The organism is Streptomyces sp. NBC_01197 (genome assembly GCF_036010505.1).
In the GTDB taxonomy this organism is placed as follows: domain Bacteria; phylum Actinomycetota; class Actinomycetes; order Streptomycetales; family Streptomycetaceae; genus Streptomyces.
On sequence record NZ_CP108569.1, the window covers coordinates 3,337,400 to 3,357,258 of the forward strand.

Consider the following 19,859-nt stretch of genomic DNA (forward strand, 5'->3'; position numbering starts at 1 on the left):
ACAGAACACGCACCACCCGCAGAACACACGGAGCAGAAAGGCCCCGCGATGAGTGAGACAAAGGCTTCCGGAGCCGCCGCCACGCACGGCGCTCCCCTCCGCACCCAGGACGGCCGGCCCCAGGAGGGGCGACCCCGTGGGGACGGCGCGGGCGATGCCCGGGACGCCGCGCTCTGGGCCGCCCTGCTGATCAGCCAGTTCCCCGACCTGCTGGAGGAGTTGGCGCCATCAGCCGGCAGCCGCCCGACCGCCGTACGGCATGTCCCCGGGCCGGCCGAACGCACGGCACGCGCCGCCGCGGCCGCCGCCGAACACGCCGAGGCCCTGCGCAACGAGCAGCAGCACGGACTCGCCGTGCCCGGCCACACCGCCGCCCCCGTACGGCTGCACATCTCGGACGCCCTGCGCGACATCACCGACGGTGTGATCGAGCTGGAAGAGGCCCTGTTCGACCGGCTGCGCCTGGGCCGCCCGCGCCGCGCCCCCGTACCCGAGCGGCTCGCCCGGGTCGCAGCGCTCCTCGGACGCACCGCCGCCGACCCCACCCTGGCCCGGCACACGCGCGACGAGCTGCGCCGGATGGCACGGCGCTGCTCCCGGGCACTGGGCGAGACCGAGACCATGGTCCGGCTGTCCGGGCACTGCCCGTGGTGCGACTCCGTCTCGCTGCGCGTCTTCCCCGACCGGGACGCCGTGCTCTGCGTGAACCCGGGCTGCCGCTGCGGCGACGAGAAGTGCGACTGTGCGACCGACCCGGCCTTCCGCCACCTCTGGGAGCGGGATGCCTGGGCTGCCGTCGAGCCGTCCCGTACCGGCACGGCGGACTCCGCAGCCTCGGCAGCAGGCGATCTCCGATGAGCCCTCGACCGCGCCCGTACGCCCCTCTCGCCGACGTCACCCTGGTGACCAGCGCCCTCGCCGCCCAGGAGGCCGGGGTGGTGCCGGCGACCATCAGGAAGTGGGTGCAGCTCGGCCATCTGCGGCCGTCGGGCCGGCAGGGCAGGCGCCGGCTCTACCGCCTCGAGCATGTCTTCGCCGCCGAACGCGCCACCCGGCGTGCGCAGGGGCGCCGCACGACGGCCGCCGCCCCCGCCCCGCGGGCCGGTCCCGCCACGGAGCACACCCCCGCAGAGCGCCGCTGACAGCGGAGACACCCGCAACACCCGCCCCCGCACAGCACCGCCCCCGGCCCCGCACAAGGGACCGGGGGCGTTTCGCGTGTCAGACGGACGCCTCGACGGGCCGGTGAGGACGAGGTCGAGGTCGTACGAGCGCGGGTCTCGTCGCCATCGCCTCCTGCCAGCCGCTGGAGAAGCCACGGAGTTCGGCGTCCCCGGCGATCCGGGCCCCCACCTCACCCACGACCGCGGCCAGCGTGCGGCCCACCTCTCCGGTGTAGCGGCCGGCCTGCGCCGATTCCACGGCGACCGCGACGGCGGCAGCCATCACATCGGCCAACCGCTCCTTCGGCCCTCCGGTCACCACGACTGCTCACCGTTGTACGTCGTCACGGCCCCACCGTCCTTACCCAGCGGCGATCCACGCCGCGTCGGTCTCATTCGAATCCCAGTTCGAGTTGGCGCCCAGAGTAGCGCAGCCCTCGCACGGACGTCCGGCATATGACGGCCCAACACCTCGCCGACGCCCGTCAAACCTCCACACCAGACCGATGCGGCACGAAGTTGGTTGCGCGCACGCAATCTCTCGATCACTATGGCTGCAGCGGCGGAGCTGTGCCCCTTCCCTCCAGGTGGCACGGCCCCGCCGCTCTCGTGTCCGGCGTGCGTACGGGCCGTACGTACGGACGTCCACCGCCGGCCCGCACAAAGGAGTGACCACCATGCCCTCATCCGCGCCGGGCACGTTCCCGGACGTACAGGCCATCGCCCGGGACCTGCTCAAAACCCGGCCGGAGCTGGCCGGCGCGTACGTCGACGACGCACCGCCGGCCGGCTTCGACGGGACACAGCAGGCCGTGCTGATCTCCCGGATGGGCGGGGCCTGGGTCGACGACCTGCATGTGGACCAGCCGCTGATCCAGCTGGAGGTCTACGGGCCGCAGAAGTCCGTGGCGCACACGCTGGCCAACGCGGCCCGCGCCGCCCTGCTGGCCGCGACCGGCACCGTCTTCGGCACCTCGTTCATCAGCGACGTGACCGAGGCGGACGGGCCGCGCTGGCTGCCCGACTACGTCTACGCGGGCGCCAACCGTTACGTCTGCGTCCTCCGCTTCACCGTCCGTACGGACTGACACCGCACAGCTCCTCCTCATCCGCACAGCGCCGCCACTCGCACCGGCTGAACCGGCCCCACCGGTTGAACCGATCGCGCACCACCGGCCGAGCAGGCCGCACCCCGTACGGACCAACTCCGGCGTACGCCCGCCCGCTCACCCGGGCCGTGTAACGCCTCCCCCTGAACCTGGCCCCGCCGAACCGAACGGCGGGGCCTTCGCCGTACCCACCCCGGATACGGCGGCCCCACCCGGGGCAACTCCCTGGAAAGGAAGCCACTTTCATGGCTGGTAATAACTCGTCCGAGATCCGCATCGCCGGAACGGGCCGCATCCTCGTGGCCCCGGCCGGCACCCCGGCGCCGACCCAGTTCTCCGCCGACCCGTCGGCCGACTGGGACAAGACGGTGTGGCGGGACCTCGGATACACCTCCACCGACGGCGTGACCTTCTCCAAGAAGGACAAGCTCGACCCGGTGGAGACGTGGCAGGCGGTCAGCCCGGCCCGCTTCATCTACGCGGACCGCGATCTGACGCTGAAGTTCGCCATGCTCCAGTTCAACGAGGACACCCTGCCGTTCTTCATGGGCGGTGACGCGGTGAACGCGACCACCAACCCGGGTGTCTACTCCTACAACGTGCCGGACGGCCCCCAGTTCGACGAGCGGGCCCTCGGCCTGGAGTTCCACGACGGGGCGGACGTCACGTACCGGTTCGTCATCCCGCGCGGCCAGGTCACCGCGTCGGACGACATCAAGCTGGCCCGCAAGGCCGCCGCCACGCTCGGCGTCACCTTCACGGCGCTGTCCTCGGGCGAGACCCAGCCGCTGGCGACCTTCGTCATGAAGGACCCGTCGTACCTCACGACCAGCGCCTGACCCCCTGCCCCCGGCCACGGGGGCACCTCGGGGTGCCGGGCCACCGGCCGCGTCCGGCCCCGGCACCCCTCCGTACGTGACTCCGTACGTGACTCCGTACGTGACCGGACCACCCGACCCGTACGGCCGGCCCCAACCGGCCACGACACCGCACCGCTCAGCACCCTTCCGAAACGGAGACCTCATGGCCACCTTCGACGTGAACACCGCTCGCGCCCAGCGCATGGAGGCGCTCGGCCGCACCTGGTCGTTCGAACTCGACGGCGACACCTACCAGCTGCCGACCGAGCTGACCCGCGCCACCGCCGGGGCGCTGCGCGGCCTGGACGACAACGACGTCGACGGATTGCTCGAACTCCTTCTCGGCAAAGAGCAGTTCGCCCGCTTCGCCAAGCTCGACGTCACCATGCAGGACATCGCCGCCATCCTGGAGGCGTACGGCAAGGAGACCGGGCTCGGCCTGGGGGAAGACTGAGCCTCGTCGCGTTCGCCGAAGAACACGCCGAGGCTCTGGAAGCCGACCTGCTCCGTCATTACGGGGTGGACCTGCTCGACTGGCATCGCGGCCGGCTCTCGTCCCGCCGACTGGCGATCCTGATCAAGCACCTGCCGCGGGACAGCGCCACCATCCGCGACACGGACGGCGAGACCGCCGACTGGGGAGTCACCGACTACCTGCTGGCGGCCGTCGTGGACCATCTCGCCGCGGCCAACTGGATGTTCTCCGTCGTCAACGGCGACGGAGAGTCCGACCCGCCGGAGCAGCCGGTACCGGTACCGCGTCCGGGTGACAGGGCCGACCGGGACGGAGCAGTGGCCGACGTCACCACGCCGGCCACCACCCCCCAACCCGCCCCGAGCCCGTCGGAACTGGCCCGCTTCTTCAGCTGACGCCACCGCCGGCCGCCCCGTGTCGCGGGGCGGCCGGCGGGCACGACCGGGGCTCACATCAGCGCACTCACACACCCCAGGACGAGCGACACGGCGGTGACGACGAGCACGCAGAGGAGATAGACGCGCTTCCCCTTCACGTTCCTCGGCATGTCGGAAGCGAACGCGGAGCGCTTCGGATTCTCAGGGTCGTACATGACCGGTTGCGTTCCCTGAGGCTCCATGGTGAGGCCGCGCATCCACTTGGTGCGCTGCGGTTCTCCATCGCCCCCGTCGTATGCATACTGCACGTCGATCTTGCCATCTCGGGGAACGGACCTCGCCACCTCCCAGGCGATCGTGTGCCTGCCGCGTTCGCGCAGCGGCCTCTGGAGCACGTAGGGAACCCCAGAGTAAAGAAGCATCAGGAAAGCAACGAGAAAAACTGTCGCACAGCCATCAAGCATCTGAAATCCCCCATGCTTTGCATCACCATAAATTACACGCGAGCATTTTCCTGGCCGCTCCGTTGTCTTGTGGAACTTGCAGGAGAACCACAAGGAGGGAGGGCCACCCTGTCCGTAACCATCCCACCATAGAAGAGATTGACCGGAGGATAAATCTGGACAGCGGGCCGGGACCGTTGCCTGAGCAAGGTTCACCCACCGCTATCACCAGGCCAAGAATTTCCAGGAGCACGCCGGAGCCGCCGTACATGCGGGCAACCAGTGCGGAAAGCGCGGCATACAGCCGCGCGAATAAATGCGGGCCGGAGCCGTCGGATCGAGATCCACTTCGACCATCTGACCCACTGCCCCCAGCCCTCTCCCGCACAACGTGACCGCCCACGCCACAGCCATTACCGCTGCGGCGAGAACCATGAAAAGAATGCCGCACCACGGATTATCTGTATTCAGTTTCGTGCCGCCGCGTCTGCCCGGCCCCGGACCCGTCACATCCCGAAGCCGCCTCGCCAGGCGTCACTACCACCAGGCTCACCCCGGTCAGATCACCAAACCGATGCAGAGCAGCACGAGCGCGACAACCGTCACCGATGCCAGAACCGCCAGAAAAACAATCTTTTTCCTGGGGTTCCGGGACATGAAGATCACAAATTCGGCTCGCTTGGGATTTTGCGGATCGGTAAATGACCCGCTCACCCCCCTGCGGGTACTGAGAGCAGCCGCGCTGCCACATAGTGCGCCGCTCTCGCTCCTGGGTGATGTACATGTATTCCACGTCGATCTTTCCGTCTCGCGGAACGGATCGGCGTACCACCGTCGAATCAACAACCACTCCTCTCTTCCGCAGAGGAGCCTGTGCAAGATAAGGAATTCCAGAACCCAGAAGCACCACAAGAGAAATGAAGAAAATTATGCCGACAACGACAAACATTGAGCCTCCCCTTTCGCTCTGAAGGCGGCACGCAACTTCACCAGGCCACCGCAGCGAAGACTCAGGACAAAACCGTCGGAGACAGGATCCCCACAACAGCAAAGAGGCACCAAAGAGTACTCATCATCGCAGTGAACACACCGCTGAATCCAACGTGATCATCCGCCTCCGTTCGCGGCATTGACCGCCGCTGACGCCGAGGATCATAAAGAATAGGTATCTCCGAACCCACCCGGAAACTCACATCAACGTGCTCACACAGCCGAGGACGAGCGAGGCGAGTGCCACCACCATCAGGATGAGGAGGAGATTCCGCCTCCTGCTCACGTTTTCCGGCATAAGGGAAACGAATTCGGCACGCTTCGGATTCTCGGGGTCATACACAACCTCCTGAGAACCCGAGGGCATCGCCGTAAGACCGACCCTGGCAATGCTGTGCAATCCGCCGTCGCGCCCGTCGTATCCGTACCTCACGGTTATTTTCCCGTCCTGGGGCACCGACTTGGAAGCCTCCCAAGCCCATGTTTTCACACCCCTTTTTCGCAGCGGAGCCTGCTTGAGGTAAGGGAATCCGAAACCAATAAGGCCCAGGACCGCGACAGCGAAAACAACTCCACAGACTTCGATCTCCACAGACCCTCCACATTTCCTTTCGTGGATGATGACACAGCGTCACCTCTGGTGGCAACAAGCCGAGGGCATCACAGCAATGGGACTATCCTGTGCAAATTTCTCTTATGGTGACATTCCCGACGCCACCGGAGAGCAGATGCAGTACCGATACGCGCAGAAGGGCTGACCGATGACGACGAACGAAGAATGCCTCACCAAGGACACCGAAATTCTGCAGGCCGTAAAAGGCGTCCAGGACTCGATCCCGGGGAAGGGCCCGAGTCGGCTGGCCACCGAGGAGTACATCGCCAAACAGATCAGCGAACTGAAGAAGTCCTCCGCGGTAAAGGGAACAGCGGCACCCGAAGCCGAGAAGAAAGCCGAGCCCGGAACGGTCGAGACCCTTTTGCAGGGCCTCGTCGGCAAGGACATCGTAGAGAGCGTCAAGAGCCTCGCCACATCGTCGTTCTCGATGACGACGGCCGTGACGCTGGGTCTTGCACTGGTGGGCACTCTCGGCCTGAAGCTCATCCAGTTCGATCACGCGCTGACGAAATTCTTGGAGGGCAAAGGAAAGAAGGTCGGCGTAACCAAGGCCGGGCTCCCCAAGCTCGAAAGCACCGAGGTCACGCAGATGTCGGCCCCCGACACCGAATGGACCAATCGCTCGGTCGCAAGGATCGAAGCGGCGACCCGGAAGCTCGACACCGCGATCGGCAGCCTGCACACCAAAGTCGACGGGCTACTCGCCGAGTTCGCCTGACCGCTCATCAGCGGCGCACGCCCTCACCCACCCTCCCGGCCGCCAGCCGGTCGGCTGAACAGGCCGATGAACGATCGGACATGGAATGGCGTTCACAGCCACACTCAAAAAAGCTTCCGACAGCCTCCGCGGCTTCAAGACCAACCTCGAACAGGCCGACCGGGCGGCCTCCGGCCTCAAGAAGAGCGTTCAGAGCAGCAACAGCGGAATCACCAGCATCAAGTCCTCGTCCCAGCAGTCCGCCAAGGAACTCAAGTCGCTTCAACTGGCGGCCGACAAGGCGGAGAAGTCCGTCACCAAGGCCGGCAAGTCCGGGCAGACCGGCGGGACCGGCATAGGCAAGTTCCAGACCGGCGCGGCCAAGGCCGACAAGGGCATGCAGGGGCTCAACAAGTCGATGAAGGGAAACCTCATCGGCGTCCTCATGGCGCTGCTGGCCCCGCTGATCGCCAAGATCGTGGACATGGCGATGCAGTCCAAGACCATGCAGAAGATCCTCAACACCGCCTTCAACGTCATCAAGAGCGTCATCACCAGTGTGATGAAGGCCGTCGGACCTGTCATGAAGGCCGCCGGCGCGCTGATGAAGAAGGTATGGGACGGGATCAAGACGGCGGTCTCGGTAGTCGTCAAGGCCGTCGCGACCGTCATCAAGACCTATTTCAACCTCTGGAAGACGGTCATCACCACGGCCATGAACGCCGTGAAGAAGGTCATCACCACGGTCTGGAACGGCATCAAGTCCGTCATCTCGCCGGTGGTCAACTGGATCAAGAGCGTCGTGCCGGCGGCTTTCACCGCCGTCAAGAGCAAACTGTCCAGCGCCTGGAACGGCCTGAAGTCCATCGCCGGCAGCGCGTTCGGCGCCATCAAGGGAGCCGTCACCGGCCCGATCAACGCCGTGATCGGCCTGATCAACTCGGCGATCGGCAAGCTCAACGGCATCCGGGTCTCCGTACCGGGCTGGGTGCCTGTCGTCGGCGGGAAGTCATTCGGCATCCATCTGCCGACCATCCCCCGCCTCGCCCAGGGCGGCATCGTCCAGCCGCAGAACGGCGGCGTGCACACCATCGTCGCCGAGGCCGGTGAGGCCGAAGCCGTCCTGCCGCTCTCCAAGCTGAGCCGACTGCTCGGCCACACCACCCGCGCCGGCCAGGTCGGCACCGGCGCCGCCGCCACCGACGGCGGGTTCTACATCGAGCAGTACTACGAAGCGACCAGCAGCAGCCTCCAGGACACCGCCACCGCTCTGCTGTTCCTGTCCAAGGCCCGAGGGTGACGCGTTCCCGGCGGGACCCCACGTCCGGCGGGGCACGACCCGCTGCCGCCCTGACCACCTTCCGGACCGTGGCCCTCCAGACCGGCACCGCCGTCCTGGCCATGCGGCGCGAACTCGTCGGGGTCCAGGCCCCCGTCCGTACGCTGTCCACGCGGGCAGCCACCACCGCCCCCGCGCTGCGCCAGTTGCGTACGGCAACGACGAAAGCCGGCAGTGCGGTGCGCAAGGCCGGACGTTCAGCCGCCACCGCCGCCACCCGCATCCGCGCAGGCGCCGGCCGCATCCGGGGCCCGCTCGGTGTGCTCGGGGCCCTCGCCGCCGGGGCAGGGGTCTTCGGATCCGTGACGGATCTGCTCGGCAGCTACACCCCGAAGGTCACCAAGTTCATGACCCTCTTCGGCACCGCCATGACGCTCGGCTCGATCGCCATGACCGCCATCAACACGGCCATGAAGGCGAACCCGCTCGGCTTCGTCCTCGCGATCGTCACTCCGCTGGTCGCCTGTCTCGTCGACTACGCGGTGAACTCCGAAACCGGTCAGCAGACCATCCAGCAGGTCTTCCAGGCCGCCCTGAACGGCTTCAAGGCCGCCTGGGCGTTCATGGCACCAGTCATCCGGGGCTGGGCGAAGACCATTTCCGAGGTGTTCGACGGCGTACAGAAGACCGTCGGCTCCGTACTGAAGGCCGTTGGCTCCGCGATCAGTTCGGGGTTCCAGGGCGCCGGGAACGCGATCTCCTCCGCCACCCACGCCGTCACCTCGATCGTCAGGGGCGCCTGGAACGGCTTCAAGGGCGTCATCCAGCCGGTCATGAACTGGCTGACCAGGACGCTCCCTTCGGCCTTCACCCGGGTGCGCGACGCCATGTCGAAGTCTCTGCACGGCATGGGGAACTTCCTGTCCACCGGCATCCAGACCGTCGCCGGGGTCGTCACCGGGCCCGTCAAGGGGCTGATCGCCTTCGCCAACTGGATCATCGACGGGCTCAACCACCTGAGCTTCAGCTTCTTCGGCAAGAAGTTCGGCGTGCACCTGTCGAAGATCCCGCAGCTCGCCGATGGCGGTGTCGTCCTGCCCGCCGCCGTGCCGGGCGCCTCCGCCGTCCAGCCGCTCTCCTCGCTCGCCCGCTTCCTCCCCGCGCCGTCCGGCGCCTCCGCCACCACCGGGCCCGCCTTCTTCGCCGGCCGCCCCGGGATCCGCGTCTACGAGGAGCGCGAGGGCAGCAGCCCGCTGACCGTCGCGGACGACCTGCTCTTCCTGTACCGCACCGCAGCCTGACAGTCGCGGCACCGCCGCCCGGCGCCCGACCCGCCGTGCCTCTCACCGCCGCCGGGCCCGCACCGCGCCCTGATCCACAACCGCCGTACGCCGTCGGCCGGTTCCGCGTACCCGCGCACCACCACAACCCCGCCGCGCCCAGCCCCTCCCCCGGCGGCGCCCCCGCCCGTACACCAAGCCCGAAGCGAGGTGACGGCCCGACATGGCCGATACCGTCTCCACCCTCCCGAACGCCCTGCCCAACACCACCGCAGTCACCGACGACGCCAACCCCGGCGCCCTGATCACCCTCGACGGGCAGATCCAGTGGGGCGGGCTCCTCATGGGCACCGGCACGCCCTACCCGGTGGACCGCACCGGCATCACCGGCTGGGACGACCTGCCCGAGCTGGACCTCGGCGACGTGCTCCGGCCCGACCAGCACGGCGCCTGGCCCGGCGACCGCTGGGCCCAGCCCCGGCTGATCGGCGCGACCGTCTGGCTGGCGCCCCCGGCCGGCACCGACCCGCTCGCCACCGCGGCGGCGTTCCGCTCCGCGACCGGCCCCGACGGTAAGGAACGCTGGCTCGCCGTACGGCTGCTGGGCGAGACCCTGGCAGTACGTGCCCGGGTCAGCCGCCGCGTCGTACCGCAGGACCGCTCGTACGCCCTGCAGGGGTTCGCCAAGGTCAGCGTCCAGTGGACGGCCACCGATCCGCGCCGCTACGGCACCGTGCTGCACGACGCCGTGACCGGACTGCCCGTCGGTGAGTCCGGCCTCGTCTGGGACGACACCGCCGGCTCCGGCCTGCGGTGGCCCCTGGACTGGGGCGCGGCCGGCGCCGCCGGATCGATCACCGCGGTCAACGCGGGCGGCGCCTCCGTACGGCCCGTCGTGGAGTTCCGCGGCCCAGTACAACGGCCGTCGCTGACCCGGCTCTCCGACGGCCGTCAGCTCCAGTACGACCTGGCGCTCGGCGCCGGGGACGTCCTCACGGTGGACACCGAGACGGGCACGGTGCTGCTCAACGACACCGCGTCCCGCATCTACACCGCCACCCCGGACTCCTCACCGGAGCAGTTGTTCCAGCTGGAACCGGGCACGACCGACCTGGCGTTCCGCTCGGACGACACGACCCCGTCCCCGGCCGCGTCGGTCACCGTCCGCTGGCGCGACGGGCACTGGTGACCGCCCGCCCCGCCGCTCGTCTTCCCCTTCCGCTCTCTGTCTTGTTCCGACGTATCCCGCAGCACCCGTCCAGGAGGACCTCATGCCCGTGCGCAGCGCATGGCTCGTCAACCGCACCGACGCCGAGCCCGGCCAGTCCCGTTCCGACACCCGGCTCGCCCCCACCGGCACCATGACCCCGACGAGTGGGCTCACCAGCCGCAGCGGCATCATCCCGGGCTCGCCCGACGGCAAGTCCCTGATGTCCGCTTTCTACGTCTTCAGCTCCACCGCCGGCATGACCGCGACCGTCGCCCCGGGCCGGGCCGTCGTCCAGGGCACCGCGGCGGCGGGGGCCTACCCGGTCGTCCTCACCGACTACACGCCCGTGGTGTTCGCCGACGGTGACGCCAACAACCCGCGGACCGACCTGGTGGTCCTGCGGATCTACGACGCCCAGTACGACAACGCCGGCCGCACCGAGGCGGTCCTGGAGATCATCCAGGGCGCCCCGGCCGGCACCCCGCAGGCCCCCGCGGCACCCGACGCCGCTCTGCCGCTGGCCACCGTGCAGATCCCGGCGGGCGCCTCGGTCGGCACCGGCGGCATCGCCTGGTCGAGCGCCGTGGCCAATCTCCGTACCAGCACCGTCGCGGCCGGCGGCATCCTGCCGCTGTACGGGAACACCACCGAGGCGGGCAGTTACCCGGGCCAGTACCGCGACATCAGCAACCAGCTCCAGCGCTGGGACGGCTCGCAGTGGGTGGGCTACCCGAGCCAGACCGGCGGGATCGCCCCGACCGGGCAGCTCGCCACCGGCGGTTACGTCGGCCAGTACCGGGACAACAACGGCCGGCTGGAGCGCTGGACCGGCACCACGTGGATGCTCGCCATGCCCAGCCCGGCGTTCGCGTTCCACAACGACGGCGGTTACTGCAAGACCACCACGTGGACCGAGACGGTGACCGACACCACCGGTGCGACGGTGACCGCCACCTTCACCGCGCCCGTGTCGGGGAAGGTCCTGGTCACGGTGGGCTTCCAGGGCACGCCCTCCATCGACGGCGGCTGGGGCCGGATGTCCGCGAACATCCGCAAGGACGGCGTACTGGTCACCGGTCTCGGCGCCGACGAGACCCGTTCCGCCATCGACACCGGCCGGGGCAGCCAGTCGGTGAGCACCGTATTCCCGGTCACCGGCCTGGTGGCGGGAGCCCAGTACACCGCTGTCTCGGCGTACTCCTCCAGCGCCACGACCAACAACCACTGGTTCGACAACCGGTTCGTCCGCGTCGACCCGATGCTCTGAGGAGGGCAGCGTGACGAGTTCGCCCCGTACGGCGTACACCCCCCTCACCCCCGTCTACCGGGCGGTCTTCTGCGATCTGCGCACCGACCGGGTGGTGGACGTACTGCCGCTGACGGAGACCAAGTTCGACGACTACATCGGCAAGTCGGGATCGCTGTCGGCGAAGGTGCCGCTGCCGGACGCCGCGCTGGCGAGCCGGGCCCGCGCAGCGCTCGTGCCGGGCCGCACCGCGGTCTGGCTGGAGCGCGACGGTGACATCTGGTGGGGCGGGGTGCTGTGGACCTGCACCCCGTCCAGCGACGAACGCGGGCGAGTCCAGGCGGAGTTCCAGGCCGGCACCTTCGACTCGTACCTCGACCACCGCATTCTCGCGCAGGACGTCTCCTACACGGCGCTGGACCAGTTCGAGATCGCCCGGCTGCTGGTGGCGCATGCCCAGGAGCAGCCGGGCGGTGACATCGGGATCCAGCTCGGGCACGAGATGTCCGGGGTGGCACGGGACTGCGCCCTCGCCTACTCCTCACTCACCCGGATCCGTGAGCTGCTGGACCAACAGGCTCAGCTCGCCGACGGCTTCGAGTGGCGGGTGCACTGCTACCGGGACGCCGAGGGGCGTCGCGCCAAGCGGCTCCAGCTAGGCCACCCGACCATCACCAGCAGCTCCTTCGACATCGTCCTGGGCCACCCCGGCCAGGTCATCACCTACAGCCTGCCGGCCGACTCGACCGTGCAGGCCGATGTGTGGGTGGCGCGCGGCGACTCGCCCAACACGGACCAGTCGGAGGAGTCCCGGCCGCTCACTGTCTCCGTGGAGTCGCCCGGGGACCTGGCGGACGGCTGGCCGCGTCTGGAGTCCACGTCGGACCACAGCGGGGTCACCGACGAGGCCACGCTGCGCTCCCTGGCCGGGGCGGAACTGGCCCGTCAGCGGATGCCGGAGGTGATCCCGGAGATCACCGTGCGTCTCGACGGCCGGATCAGTCCGGCGCTGCTGGGCGCGGGCATCCGGCTGCGGCTCCGCGACCTGTGGCACCAGGAGCCGCGGGACGAGCGGTACCGGATCGTCGGCATCGCGGTGGAGCCGCCGCAGCGCGCCAAGGCCGAGACGGCCACCCTCTATCTGGAAGGGGTATGAGACATGGCCACCATCCCCACCGATCTCCTGGACCGTATCCGGGACATCGAGCGCCGTATCCGCGGGCTGATGGCGAGCGCCAACAGCAGTCCGGCGATGAACCAGGTCGGCAACGGCGACATCGTGGTCGGCGACCAGGGCCGGGTCCGCGTGCGGACCTCGCTGGGCGAGGATCTGCTGCTGGCCGGCCGGGTGCAGCCGGACCGGGACAGCGAGACCCAGCAGTACCAGCAGGGGCTCGAACTGCGGCGCGACGACGGGTCGCTGGCCCTCTCCCTGGTCACGGCCGACCCGGCGAACTCCCCGGTGCAGGCGCTGCGGGTCCTCGACCACAAGGGCGACACAGTCCTGGCCACCGACTCGGCCGGCGGCCTGGCCCGCCCCTACCTGCCGTTCCCCACCCCGGTGCCGGTGGGCACGGCGGGCTGGGAGACCACCGGCGCCACCGACTGGACAACGCTCTACGCGGGCCCCGGCTTCGCGCAGCACCCCAAGGTGTACTGCGCGATCGATGTCTTCGGGACCGTGGGATCGGCTGTCCGGCTGCTGGTCAACGGTGAGGTGGTCGGGGCGGAACAGCCCCTCGCCGGGACCGCCGGGCAGGCGGTGACGCTGACCGTGACCCTGGTGGAGGACCTCCCCGCCTCCTTCGGCGACGAGCTGACCTTCGAGATCCAGGCGAAGGCGCCGGCCTCCGGCACCGTCGCCTGCCTGCCGCGCGGGCTGTACGGGGTGCAGTCCTAGGCCGAGTTGCCGTCCCTCCGTCCCGCTGCCCCATTTCCCGGGGCCGGCCGCCCCGCCCCGACGGAGACGGCCGGCCCGGCTCGTTCCCGTACACCCCGAACCCCCCACTGCGCCTGGCCCTTCCCGTACCCCCCGACCTCCCAGTCCCCCCGACCCACCGGAGTTTCCGTGCTGCCCGAATCCATCCCGACCGTCCGGCTCACCGCCCAGTACCTCTCCCTCGACGGCCACCCGCTGAGCGGCAGCGTCGAGTTCCAGCCGCCGGCGCTGCTCACCCACTCCGAGGCCGACCTCTTCGTCGGCGGCCCTGCCACCGCGAACCTCGACACCGAGGGCCGTCTCGATGTGGTGCTCCCGGCCACCGACGCCGAGGGCTGGAACCCGTTCGGCTGGACGTACACCGTCACCGAGCGGCTCAACGGGGTCGGCAGGGCCCGTACGTACCACATCGCCCTGTCGGCCACCGTGCCGGAAGTCGACCTCGCCGACATCGCCCCCGCCGACCCGGCCGGCGCCCAGTACGTCACCGTGCCGGGGCCCGCCGGGCCGCAGGGCGAGCCGGGTCCCGTGGGGCCGGCCGGCCCGGTCCGCTCGGTCAACGGCCACACCGAGGCGGACATCATCCTGACCGCCGCCGAGGTCGGTGCGCTGGCTACGTCAGCGGCCGGGCAGGCCGGCGGAGTCGCCCAACTCGACGCCGACGGAAAGGTTCCGCCGGCCCAGCTGCCGGACGGCACCGGCGATGGCGTGGCCTCCGTCAACGGGGAGACCGGCGCAGTCACCCTGACCGCCGCCGACCTGGGCGCACTGACCCAGGCCGCCGGCGACGCCCGGTACGTGGCGATCGGCGCCGCGCCCGTCCTCTCCGTCAACGGGCAGACCGGCACGGTCACCCTGACGGCCGCCGATCTGTCCGCCGTCTCCGCCGACCAGGCCGTCCTGCTCACCGGCAGCCAGACCATCGACGGCGCCAAGACGTTCTCCACGGTTCCCACGGTCACCGCCGACCCGGCCGGCGCCGACCAGCTGGTGCGCCGCTCCTACGTGGACCGCGTGGCCTCGTCCGGGACCTGGACGCCGGCCGCGCTGGGCTTCAAGTCCTGGGCGTACGACCCGGCGGCGTCCTCCGTGACCAGCCCCCAGTACTGCATCAACGGCACCGTCTACCTGGCCGGCGTACCGCTGACGACCGGCGCGACCATCACCAACGTGGTCTTCTACGTGCCCGGTTACGCGGGCGGCACCCTCGCCGCCACGTCGTACGCCGGTCTGTACAACAGCTCCGGCACCCGGGTCGGCGTCACCGGAACCCTCGACAAGCTGATCCCCACGACCGGGGGCACCACCGTCGTCCTGAAACTGACCACGGCCTACGCCGCCGCCGCGGGCAACTACTGGGTGGCGCTGCTGGTCAACGGGCCCGACCCGAAGACCAACGGCCCCGCCTTCATGGTGGGCGCCAGCGTCGGCAACTACCCGGGCGGCAGCGCACGGATGCCCGGGGCGTTCGTCCGGCACGCGCGGCTCGCCGCTACCGGACAGACCTCACTGCCCGCCTCGTTCACCCCCTCAACCATCGTCGCGGACGCCAACGCCATCTGGGCCGCCGTCTCCTGACCTGTCTCCCAATTCCTGTCCGACTCCCACCACAAGGAGCGACCGTCATGGCCACCCCGCTCACCGCCGACAGCCTGGTCGGCGCCCTGACCGCCGAAGGCGTCCGGATCGTCGAATACGGCGACTGGCGCAACCACAACCGCAACGCGATGGGCGCCTGGGGCCCCGTCAACGGCGTCATCATCCACCACACCGTCACCTCCGGCACCGACAGCTCGGTAGCCCTCTGCTACGACGGCGACTCCGAACTGCCGGGCCCGCTCTGCCACGGCGTCATCGCCAAGGACGGCACCGTCCACCTGGTCGGCAACGGCCGTGCCAACCACGCCGGTTCGGGCGATGCCGACGTACTGACCGCCGTCATCAACGAGACCGCGCTGCCGACGCCGGACGAGGACAACACCGACGGCAACGCCCGGTTCTACGGCTTCGAATGCGTCAACCTCGGGGACGGCTCCGACCCGTGGCCGGAGGCGCAGCTGGAGGCCATCGCCCGGGTGTCGGCCGCGATCTGCCGTGCGCACGGCTGGCACGCCCCCTCGGTCATCGGCCATCTGGAGTGGACCAGCCGGAAGATCGACCCGAAGGGCTTCAGCATGGCGTCGATGCGCAACCGAGTGGCCGCCCTGCTGGCCGGCTCGCCGGGTGCGGGCGCCACGCGCTATCAGCCGTTCCCGGGCAACGCCTGGTTCACCTCTGCGCCCCACTCCACGATCGTGGCCGCGATGGGCGGCCGGCTGGTCGCCGAGGGCTGCTCCGCCTACACCACCGGCCCGGGCCCGCAGTGGGGCGAGGCCGACCGCGCCTCGTACGCCAAGTGGCAGCAGAAACTCGGCTACACCGGTACCGACGCGGACGGCTGGCCGGGCGCCACCTCGTGGAACGCCCTGCAGGTCCCGTACACGGCCTGACGCCTGAAGTCCCGTACACCGCCGGGCCCTTGCAGACCCGTACATCACCTGCTCACTGCCGGGCGGGGCGCTTCTCCGTACCACCGCGCTCCGCCCGGCCGCACCAACGCGCGAAAGGCGCTCGCATGACCCAGACCACCATCCGCGCCCTGCGCACGGTCGTCCAGACCGCCGTGGGGATCGCCATCGCACTCCCCGCCCTCGTCAACAGCGGGACCCTGCCCCGCTCGCTGCCCTGGGTGGGAGCGGCCCTCACCGTCGCGGGCCTGCTGTCCCGCATGATGGCCGTTCCCTCGGTACAGTCCCTGCTCCCGGCGTGGCTGACGACGTGCGACAGCGTTCCGGTGCCCGGGGCCCGGGACACCGGAGCCCCCGACCGGCACACGCCGGGGCCGGACGCGCCGCAGCCGGACACGTTGGACACCACCGACACCACCGACACCAGCACCGCACCGGCGCCCGCACCGGCCGCTCATGTCGTCGACTGACGCGAACGACCCGGTCGCCATCGCCCGCGAACTGGAACGGCTCAGGGGAACCATGGAGGCGGGTTTCGCCCGCGCCGACGGTTCCCTGGCACTGCTGGTGCAGCGCAGCGACCAGACCGACCGGCAACTCGCCGACCACGAAAGCCGTCTCGACGCCCTGGAACGCGCCCGCTGGCCACTGGCCAGCGTCGGAGCCTTCACCGGTGTCGCGGTCGCCACCCTCACTCTGTGGGAGGTTCTGGCGCGCTGACCGGCCGCCGCCGCGGGCCGCCACCGTCCTCCAGGGCGGCGGCGGCCCCCCGCGCGCCCCCTCTTCCCGCGATACTTTCCCGCCCCTCTGGAGGATTCCCGATGGCCACTCCGCTCTCCGCCGACGCTCTCGTCGCGGCTCTGAAGAAGGAAGGCGTCACCGTCGTCGAACATGCCGGCTGGCGCACCCACAACCGCAACTCGAAGGGCCCCTGGGGCCCGGTGAACGGCGTGATGATCCACCACACCGTCACCTCGGGCACCAGCGCCACCGTGGCACTCTGCTACAACGGCCGGTCCGACCTGCCGGGACCGCTCTGCCACGGCGTCATCGCCAAGGACGGCCCCGTCCACCTGGTCGGCAACGGCCGCGCCAACCACGCGGGGCTTGGCGACAACGGCGTGCTGACCGCCGTCGTCGCCGAGAGACACACCCTGCCGGCCCCCAACCAGCAGAGCACCGACGGCAACACGCACTTCTACGGCTTCGAGTGCGAGAACCTCGGCAACGGCAAGGACCCCTGGCCGGAAGCGCAGCTCACTGCCATCACGAAGGCATCCGCAGCGATCTGCCGGGCCCACGGCTGGAGCGCCGCCTCTGTGATCGGGCACAAGGAGTGGACCAACACCAAGATCGACCCGGTCGGTTTCACGATGGCCTCCCTGCGCACCCGGATCGGCTCCCGCCTGGCGTCCGGCGCTTCCCCGGGACCCCCCACATCGGGCTCCTCCGGCCCAGGCACTGCCTACCAGCTGTTCCCGGGCGCCGACTGGTTCAAGAAGAGTCCGAAGTCAGCCATCGTGACCGCGATGGGCAGGCGTCTGGCGGCCGAGGGCTGCTCCGCCTACCGTTCGGGCCCGGGCCCCCAGTGGACCGACGCGGACCGCGCCTCGTATGCCAAGTGGCAGCGCAGGCTCGGCTACACCGGCACCGACGCGGACGGCTGGCCGGGCGCCACCTCCTGGAAGGCCCTGCGGGTCCCGGTGTCCTCGTGAGCAGCCAGCCATGAGCGGGCCGTGAGAGCCCGGGCGGAGCACGGCAGGGGCCGGGCCCTCGGTCCGGGCAGACGACCGCAGAGCCCGAAGCCACCCACCCCCGAGAAAAGCAAAAGCCCCAGGTCACGGCGAGTGAGTCCTGGGGCTTTTACAGGGCCGCCTTCGGGATTCGAACCCGAGACCTACGCATTACGAGTGCGTTGCTCTGGCCAACTGAGCTAAGGCGGCACGCCGTCCTGACCATGGTGCGGTCAGCAGCGACGCCAAGTCTACACAGTTTCCGGGGGTGCTCCGGACAGCCCCCGGGCGGGCCACTCCGTGCAGGTCAGGAGCACTCCTTGCCGTTCTTCGGCGGGGTGCCGTCCAGGAGGTACCTGTTGATCGCCGTGTCGATGCAGTCGCTGCCGCGGCCGTACGCGGTGTGGCCGTCGCCGTTGTAGGTGAGCAGCGTGCCGGAGTCGAGCTGGGCCGCCAGGGACTTCGCCCACTTGTACGGGGTCGCCGGGTCGCGGATCGTTCCGACCACCACGATCGGGGCCGCGCCCTTCGCCGTGATGCGGTGGGCAGTGCCGGTGGCGTGCAGCGGCCAGTACGAGCAGTTCAGGGCTGCCCAGGCGAAGCCCCTGCCGAAGACCGGGGACGCCTTCTCGAAGGACGGCAGCGCCTTGGTGACGGCTGTCGGGCCGTTGAAGGCGGGGGGCAGGTCCAGGCAGTTCACGGCGGAGTTGGCGAACATCAGGTTCGCGTACTTGCCCTTGCCGTCGCGCTCGTAGTACGAGTCGGACAGGGCGAGCAGGCCCGCACCGTCGCCTGCCATCGCGTGGGTGAGCGCGGTGCGCAGTTGGGGCCAGGACGTCTCGTCGTACATGGCCGAGATCACTCCGGTCGTGGCGAGTGACTCCCCCAGTTTGCGGCTCTGGCCGGTGGGCACCGGCTTGGCGTCCAGGCGGCGGAAGAAGGCCTCCAGCCGGTGTGAGGCGTCGGCGGTGGAGGTGGTGCCGAGCGGGCAGTCCTTGTGCTTGATGCAGTCGGCGGCGAAGGACTTGAAGGCGGTCTCGAAGCCTGCGGTCTGGTCGCGGTTCATCTGCAGCGACGAAAGCGACGGGTCCATCGCACCGTCCAGGACCAGCCGGCCGACCCGCTTCGGGAAGAGCCCCGCGTACGTCGCGCCGAGGAAGGTGCCGTACGAGGCGCCCACGTAGTTCAGCTTCTTGTCCGCGAGGATTCCGCGCAGGATGTCCATGTCACGGGCGGCGTCGACCGTGGACACATGCGGAAGGATCTTGGCCGAGTGCTTCTCGCAGCCCTGCGCGAAGTCCTTGAGTGATGTGGTGAGCTTCTTGGTCTCCCCCGAGTTGTCCGGGGTCTGGTCGACCTCCGTGTAGGCGTCCATCTGCTTGCCCGTAAGACATTCGACGGGCTGGCTGCGGGCCACGCCGCGCGGGTCCATGGCCACCATGTCGTAGCGGGCACGGACCGCAGCGGGGTAGCCGATTCCCGCGTACCCCTGGAGGTAGTCGATCGCCGAGCCCCCCGGCCCGCCCGGGTTGACCAGCAGGGAGCCGATCCGCTTTCCGGGGCCTGTGGCCTTCTTGCGGGAGACGGCAAGCTTGATGTCGCCGTCCGATGGCTTGGCGTAGTCGAGCGGCACCTTCATCGTGGAGCACTGGAATCCGGGGGCGCCGCAGGAGCGCCATGTCAGTTTCTGGCTGTAGTACTTGCTGAGATCCGCCGCCGGTGTGGACGTCTCAGCCCCGGCCTGGCCGGCGCCGGACGCCGATGCGCCGCCTTGCGACGCGGTGGAGGCCGAGCCCCCCGGCGAACAGCCCGAAACAAGCAGACCGGCCATGGCCAGCACGGTGACCGGAGTGGAGAGCAGACGCCTGAAGTCCATTCCCGGAGCCTAGTCCGGCCCCGGCGGAAGCCCCTCTTTTCCCGCCCGTACGAGTGAGC

23 protein-coding genes and 1 tRNA gene are annotated in these 19,859 nt (G+C 69.6%); 19 read left to right on the plus strand and 5 right to left on the minus strand.

Annotated elements, in window-relative coordinates:
- Positions 1-48: 48 nt before the first annotated feature.
- The gene (locus OG452_RS15160; protein ID WP_327296124.1) at positions 49-858 is read left to right on the plus strand and encodes a hypothetical protein; all 810 of its coding nucleotides are present in this window, start codon (positions 49-51) and stop codon (positions 856-858) included.
- Positions 855-1,142 carry a MerR family transcriptional regulator gene (locus OG452_RS15165; protein WP_327296125.1) on the plus strand — a complete coding sequence of 96 codons (288 nt, stop codon included), beginning with the start codon at positions 855-857 and terminating at the stop codon, positions 1,140-1,142. The genes OG452_RS15160 and OG452_RS15165 overlap by 4 nt, the downstream gene beginning before the upstream one ends.
- Positions 1,143-1,221: 79 nt before the next feature.
- Here the strand turns inward: OG452_RS15165 and OG452_RS15170 are convergent, their stop codons facing one another.
- Entirely contained in the window at positions 1,222-1,482 is a 261-nt protein-coding gene (locus OG452_RS15170) for a hypothetical protein (RefSeq protein WP_405562079.1), read from the minus strand.
- Positions 1,483-1,840: 358 nt separating this feature from the next.
- On the opposite strand from OG452_RS15170, the gene OG452_RS15175 reads away from it, so the two are divergent.
- The 4 genes from OG452_RS15175 (at position 1,841) to OG452_RS15190 (ending at position 4,002) form a co-directional block, all read left to right on the plus strand.
- Positions 1,841-2,251 carry a hypothetical protein gene (locus OG452_RS15175; protein ID WP_327296126.1) on the plus strand — a complete coding sequence of 137 codons (411 nt, stop codon included), beginning with the start codon at positions 1,841-1,843 and terminating at the stop codon, positions 2,249-2,251.
- 266 nt (positions 2,252-2,517) lie between these two features.
- Positions 2,518-3,111, plus strand: coding sequence for a phage tail tube protein (locus OG452_RS15180; protein WP_327296127.1), 594 nt, complete (start codon positions 2,518-2,520; stop codon positions 3,109-3,111).
- Positions 3,112-3,295: 184 nt separating this feature from the next.
- A complete protein-coding gene (locus OG452_RS15185; RefSeq protein ID WP_327296128.1) occupies positions 3,296-3,586 on the plus strand; it encodes a hypothetical protein in 291 nt (96 codons plus the stop codon).
- A gap of 65 nt (positions 3,587-3,651) precedes the next feature.
- A complete protein-coding gene (locus OG452_RS15190; RefSeq protein ID WP_327296129.1) occupies positions 3,652-4,002 on the plus strand; it encodes a hypothetical protein in 351 nt (116 codons plus the stop codon).
- A gap of 53 nt (positions 4,003-4,055) precedes the next feature.
- Here the strand turns inward: OG452_RS15190 and OG452_RS15195 are convergent, their stop codons facing one another.
- Positions 4,056-4,379 carry a hypothetical protein gene (locus OG452_RS15195; RefSeq protein WP_327296130.1) on the minus strand — a complete coding sequence of 108 codons (324 nt, stop codon included), beginning with the start codon at positions 4,377-4,379 and terminating at the stop codon, positions 4,056-4,058.
- 439 nt (positions 4,380-4,818) lie between these two features.
- Between OG452_RS15195 and OG452_RS15200 the strand changes: the two genes are divergently transcribed.
- Positions 4,819-5,379 carry a hypothetical protein gene (locus tag OG452_RS15200; RefSeq protein WP_327296131.1) on the plus strand — a complete coding sequence of 187 codons (561 nt, stop codon included), beginning with the start codon at positions 4,819-4,821 and terminating at the stop codon, positions 5,377-5,379.
- Positions 5,380-5,616: 237 nt separating this feature from the next.
- On the opposite strand, the gene OG452_RS15205 is transcribed toward OG452_RS15200, so the two are convergent.
- On the minus strand, positions 5,617-6,009 hold the full coding sequence (locus OG452_RS15205) for a hypothetical protein (RefSeq protein WP_327296132.1): 393 nt from the start codon (positions 6,007-6,009) through the stop codon (positions 5,617-5,619).
- 169 nt (positions 6,010-6,178) lie between these two features.
- On the opposite strand from OG452_RS15205, the gene OG452_RS15210 reads away from it, so the two are divergent.
- From OG452_RS15210 to OG452_RS15265, 12 genes are all read left to right on the plus strand, one after another.
- Positions 6,179-6,751, plus strand: coding sequence for a hypothetical protein (locus OG452_RS15210; RefSeq protein WP_327296133.1), 573 nt, complete (start codon positions 6,179-6,181; stop codon positions 6,749-6,751).
- 85 nt (positions 6,752-6,836) lie between these two features.
- On the plus strand, positions 6,837-8,030 hold the full coding sequence (locus OG452_RS15215) for a phage tail protein (protein ID WP_327296134.1): 1,194 nt from the start codon (positions 6,837-6,839) through the stop codon (positions 8,028-8,030).
- A gap of 68 nt (positions 8,031-8,098) precedes the next feature.
- Positions 8,099-9,310 (plus strand): hypothetical protein, encoded by a 1,212-nt coding sequence (locus OG452_RS15220; RefSeq protein WP_327296135.1) that lies wholly within the window; start codon positions 8,099-8,101, stop codon positions 9,308-9,310.
- Positions 9,311-9,512: 202 nt separating this feature from the next.
- Positions 9,513-10,478, plus strand: a complete 966-nt coding sequence (locus OG452_RS15225) for a phage distal tail protein (protein ID WP_327296136.1) — start codon at positions 9,513-9,515, stop codon at positions 10,476-10,478.
- An 82-nt stretch (positions 10,479-10,560) separates the two neighbouring features.
- Entirely contained in the window at positions 10,561-11,766 is a 1,206-nt protein-coding gene (locus OG452_RS15230; protein ID WP_327296137.1) for a hypothetical protein, read from the plus strand.
- A gap of 10 nt (positions 11,767-11,776) precedes the next feature.
- Positions 11,777-12,901, plus strand: a complete 1,125-nt coding sequence (locus OG452_RS15235; RefSeq protein ID WP_327296138.1) for a hypothetical protein — start codon at positions 11,777-11,779, stop codon at positions 12,899-12,901.
- Between the two features lie 3 nt (positions 12,902-12,904).
- On the plus strand, positions 12,905-13,645 hold the full coding sequence (locus OG452_RS15240) for a hypothetical protein (protein ID WP_327296139.1): 741 nt from the start codon (positions 12,905-12,907) through the stop codon (positions 13,643-13,645).
- 168 nt (positions 13,646-13,813) lie between these two features.
- Positions 13,814-15,262, plus strand: coding sequence for a phage tail protein (locus OG452_RS15245; RefSeq protein WP_327296140.1), 1,449 nt, complete (start codon positions 13,814-13,816; stop codon positions 15,260-15,262).
- 47 nt (positions 15,263-15,309) lie between these two features.
- The gene (locus tag OG452_RS15250; protein ID WP_327296141.1) at positions 15,310-16,173 is read left to right on the plus strand and encodes a peptidoglycan-binding protein; all 864 of its coding nucleotides are present in this window, start codon (positions 15,310-15,312) and stop codon (positions 16,171-16,173) included.
- 125 nt (positions 16,174-16,298) lie between these two features.
- Positions 16,299-16,661: a hypothetical protein gene (locus tag OG452_RS35450; protein ID WP_405562073.1), complete on the plus strand. Its 363-nt coding sequence runs from the start codon at positions 16,299-16,301 to the stop codon at positions 16,659-16,661.
- Positions 16,648-16,911, plus strand: a complete 264-nt coding sequence (locus OG452_RS15260; RefSeq protein ID WP_327296142.1) for a hypothetical protein — start codon at positions 16,648-16,650, stop codon at positions 16,909-16,911. Before OG452_RS35450 ends, OG452_RS15260 begins: the two co-directional genes overlap by 14 nt.
- A gap of 101 nt (positions 16,912-17,012) precedes the next feature.
- Positions 17,013-17,906, plus strand: a complete 894-nt coding sequence (locus OG452_RS15265; protein WP_327296143.1) for a peptidoglycan-binding protein — start codon at positions 17,013-17,015, stop codon at positions 17,904-17,906.
- 154 nt (positions 17,907-18,060) lie between these two features.
- Here OG452_RS15265 and OG452_RS15270 read toward each other — a convergent pair.
- Together OG452_RS15270 and OG452_RS15275 are read right to left on the minus strand one after the other, a co-directional pair.
- A tRNA-Thr gene (locus OG452_RS15270) sits at positions 18,061-18,134 on the minus strand.
- A 97-nt stretch (positions 18,135-18,231) separates the two neighbouring features.
- The gene (locus OG452_RS15275; RefSeq protein WP_327296144.1) at positions 18,232-19,800 is read right to left on the minus strand and encodes an alpha/beta hydrolase; all 1,569 of its coding nucleotides are present in this window, start codon (positions 19,798-19,800) and stop codon (positions 18,232-18,234) included.
- Positions 19,801-19,859: the final 59 nt, after the last annotated feature.

What these genes read in the sequence shown, in the direction of transcription:
- OG452_RS15265 (WP_327296143.1), top strand. Translation starts at nt 17,013, where the DNA reads ATGGCCACTCCGCTCTCCGCCGACGCTCTCGTCGCGGCTCTGAAGAAG.
- OG452_RS15230 (WP_327296137.1), top strand. Translation starts at nt 10,561, where the DNA reads ATGCCCGTGCGCAGCGCATGGCTCGTCAACCGCACCGACGCCGAGCCC.
- OG452_RS15160 (WP_327296124.1), top strand. Translation starts at nt 49, where the DNA reads ATGAGTGAGACAAAGGCTTCCGGAGCCGCCGCCACGCACGGCGCTCCC.
- OG452_RS15185 (WP_327296128.1), top strand. Translation starts at nt 3,296, where the DNA reads ATGGCCACCTTCGACGTGAACACCGCTCGCGCCCAGCGCATGGAGGCG.
- OG452_RS15225 (WP_327296136.1), top strand. Translation starts at nt 9,513, where the DNA reads ATGGCCGATACCGTCTCCACCCTCCCGAACGCCCTGCCCAACACCACC.
- OG452_RS15250 (WP_327296141.1), top strand. Translation starts at nt 15,310, where the DNA reads ATGGCCACCCCGCTCACCGCCGACAGCCTGGTCGGCGCCCTGACCGCC.
- OG452_RS15210 (WP_327296133.1), top strand. Translation starts at nt 6,179, where the DNA reads ATGACGACGAACGAAGAATGCCTCACCAAGGACACCGAAATTCTGCAG.
- OG452_RS35450 (WP_405562073.1), top strand. Translation starts at nt 16,299, where the DNA reads ATGACCCAGACCACCATCCGCGCCCTGCGCACGGTCGTCCAGACCGCC.
- OG452_RS15240 (WP_327296139.1), top strand. Translation starts at nt 12,905, where the DNA reads ATGGCCACCATCCCCACCGATCTCCTGGACCGTATCCGGGACATCGAG.
- OG452_RS15165 (WP_327296125.1), top strand. Translation starts at nt 855, where the DNA reads ATGAGCCCTCGACCGCGCCCGTACGCCCCTCTCGCCGACGTCACCCTG.
- OG452_RS15215 (WP_327296134.1), top strand. Translation starts at nt 6,837, where the DNA reads ATGGCGTTCACAGCCACACTCAAAAAAGCTTCCGACAGCCTCCGCGGC.
- OG452_RS15175 (WP_327296126.1), top strand. Translation starts at nt 1,841, where the DNA reads ATGCCCTCATCCGCGCCGGGCACGTTCCCGGACGTACAGGCCATCGCC.
- OG452_RS15260 (WP_327296142.1), top strand. Translation starts at nt 16,648, where the DNA reads ATGTCGTCGACTGACGCGAACGACCCGGTCGCCATCGCCCGCGAACTG.
- OG452_RS15275 (WP_327296144.1), bottom strand. Translation starts at nt 19,800, where the DNA reads ATGGACTTCAGGCGTCTGCTCTCCACTCCGGTCACCGTGCTGGCCATG.
- OG452_RS15180 (WP_327296127.1), top strand. Translation starts at nt 2,518, where the DNA reads ATGGCTGGTAATAACTCGTCCGAGATCCGCATCGCCGGAACGGGCCGC.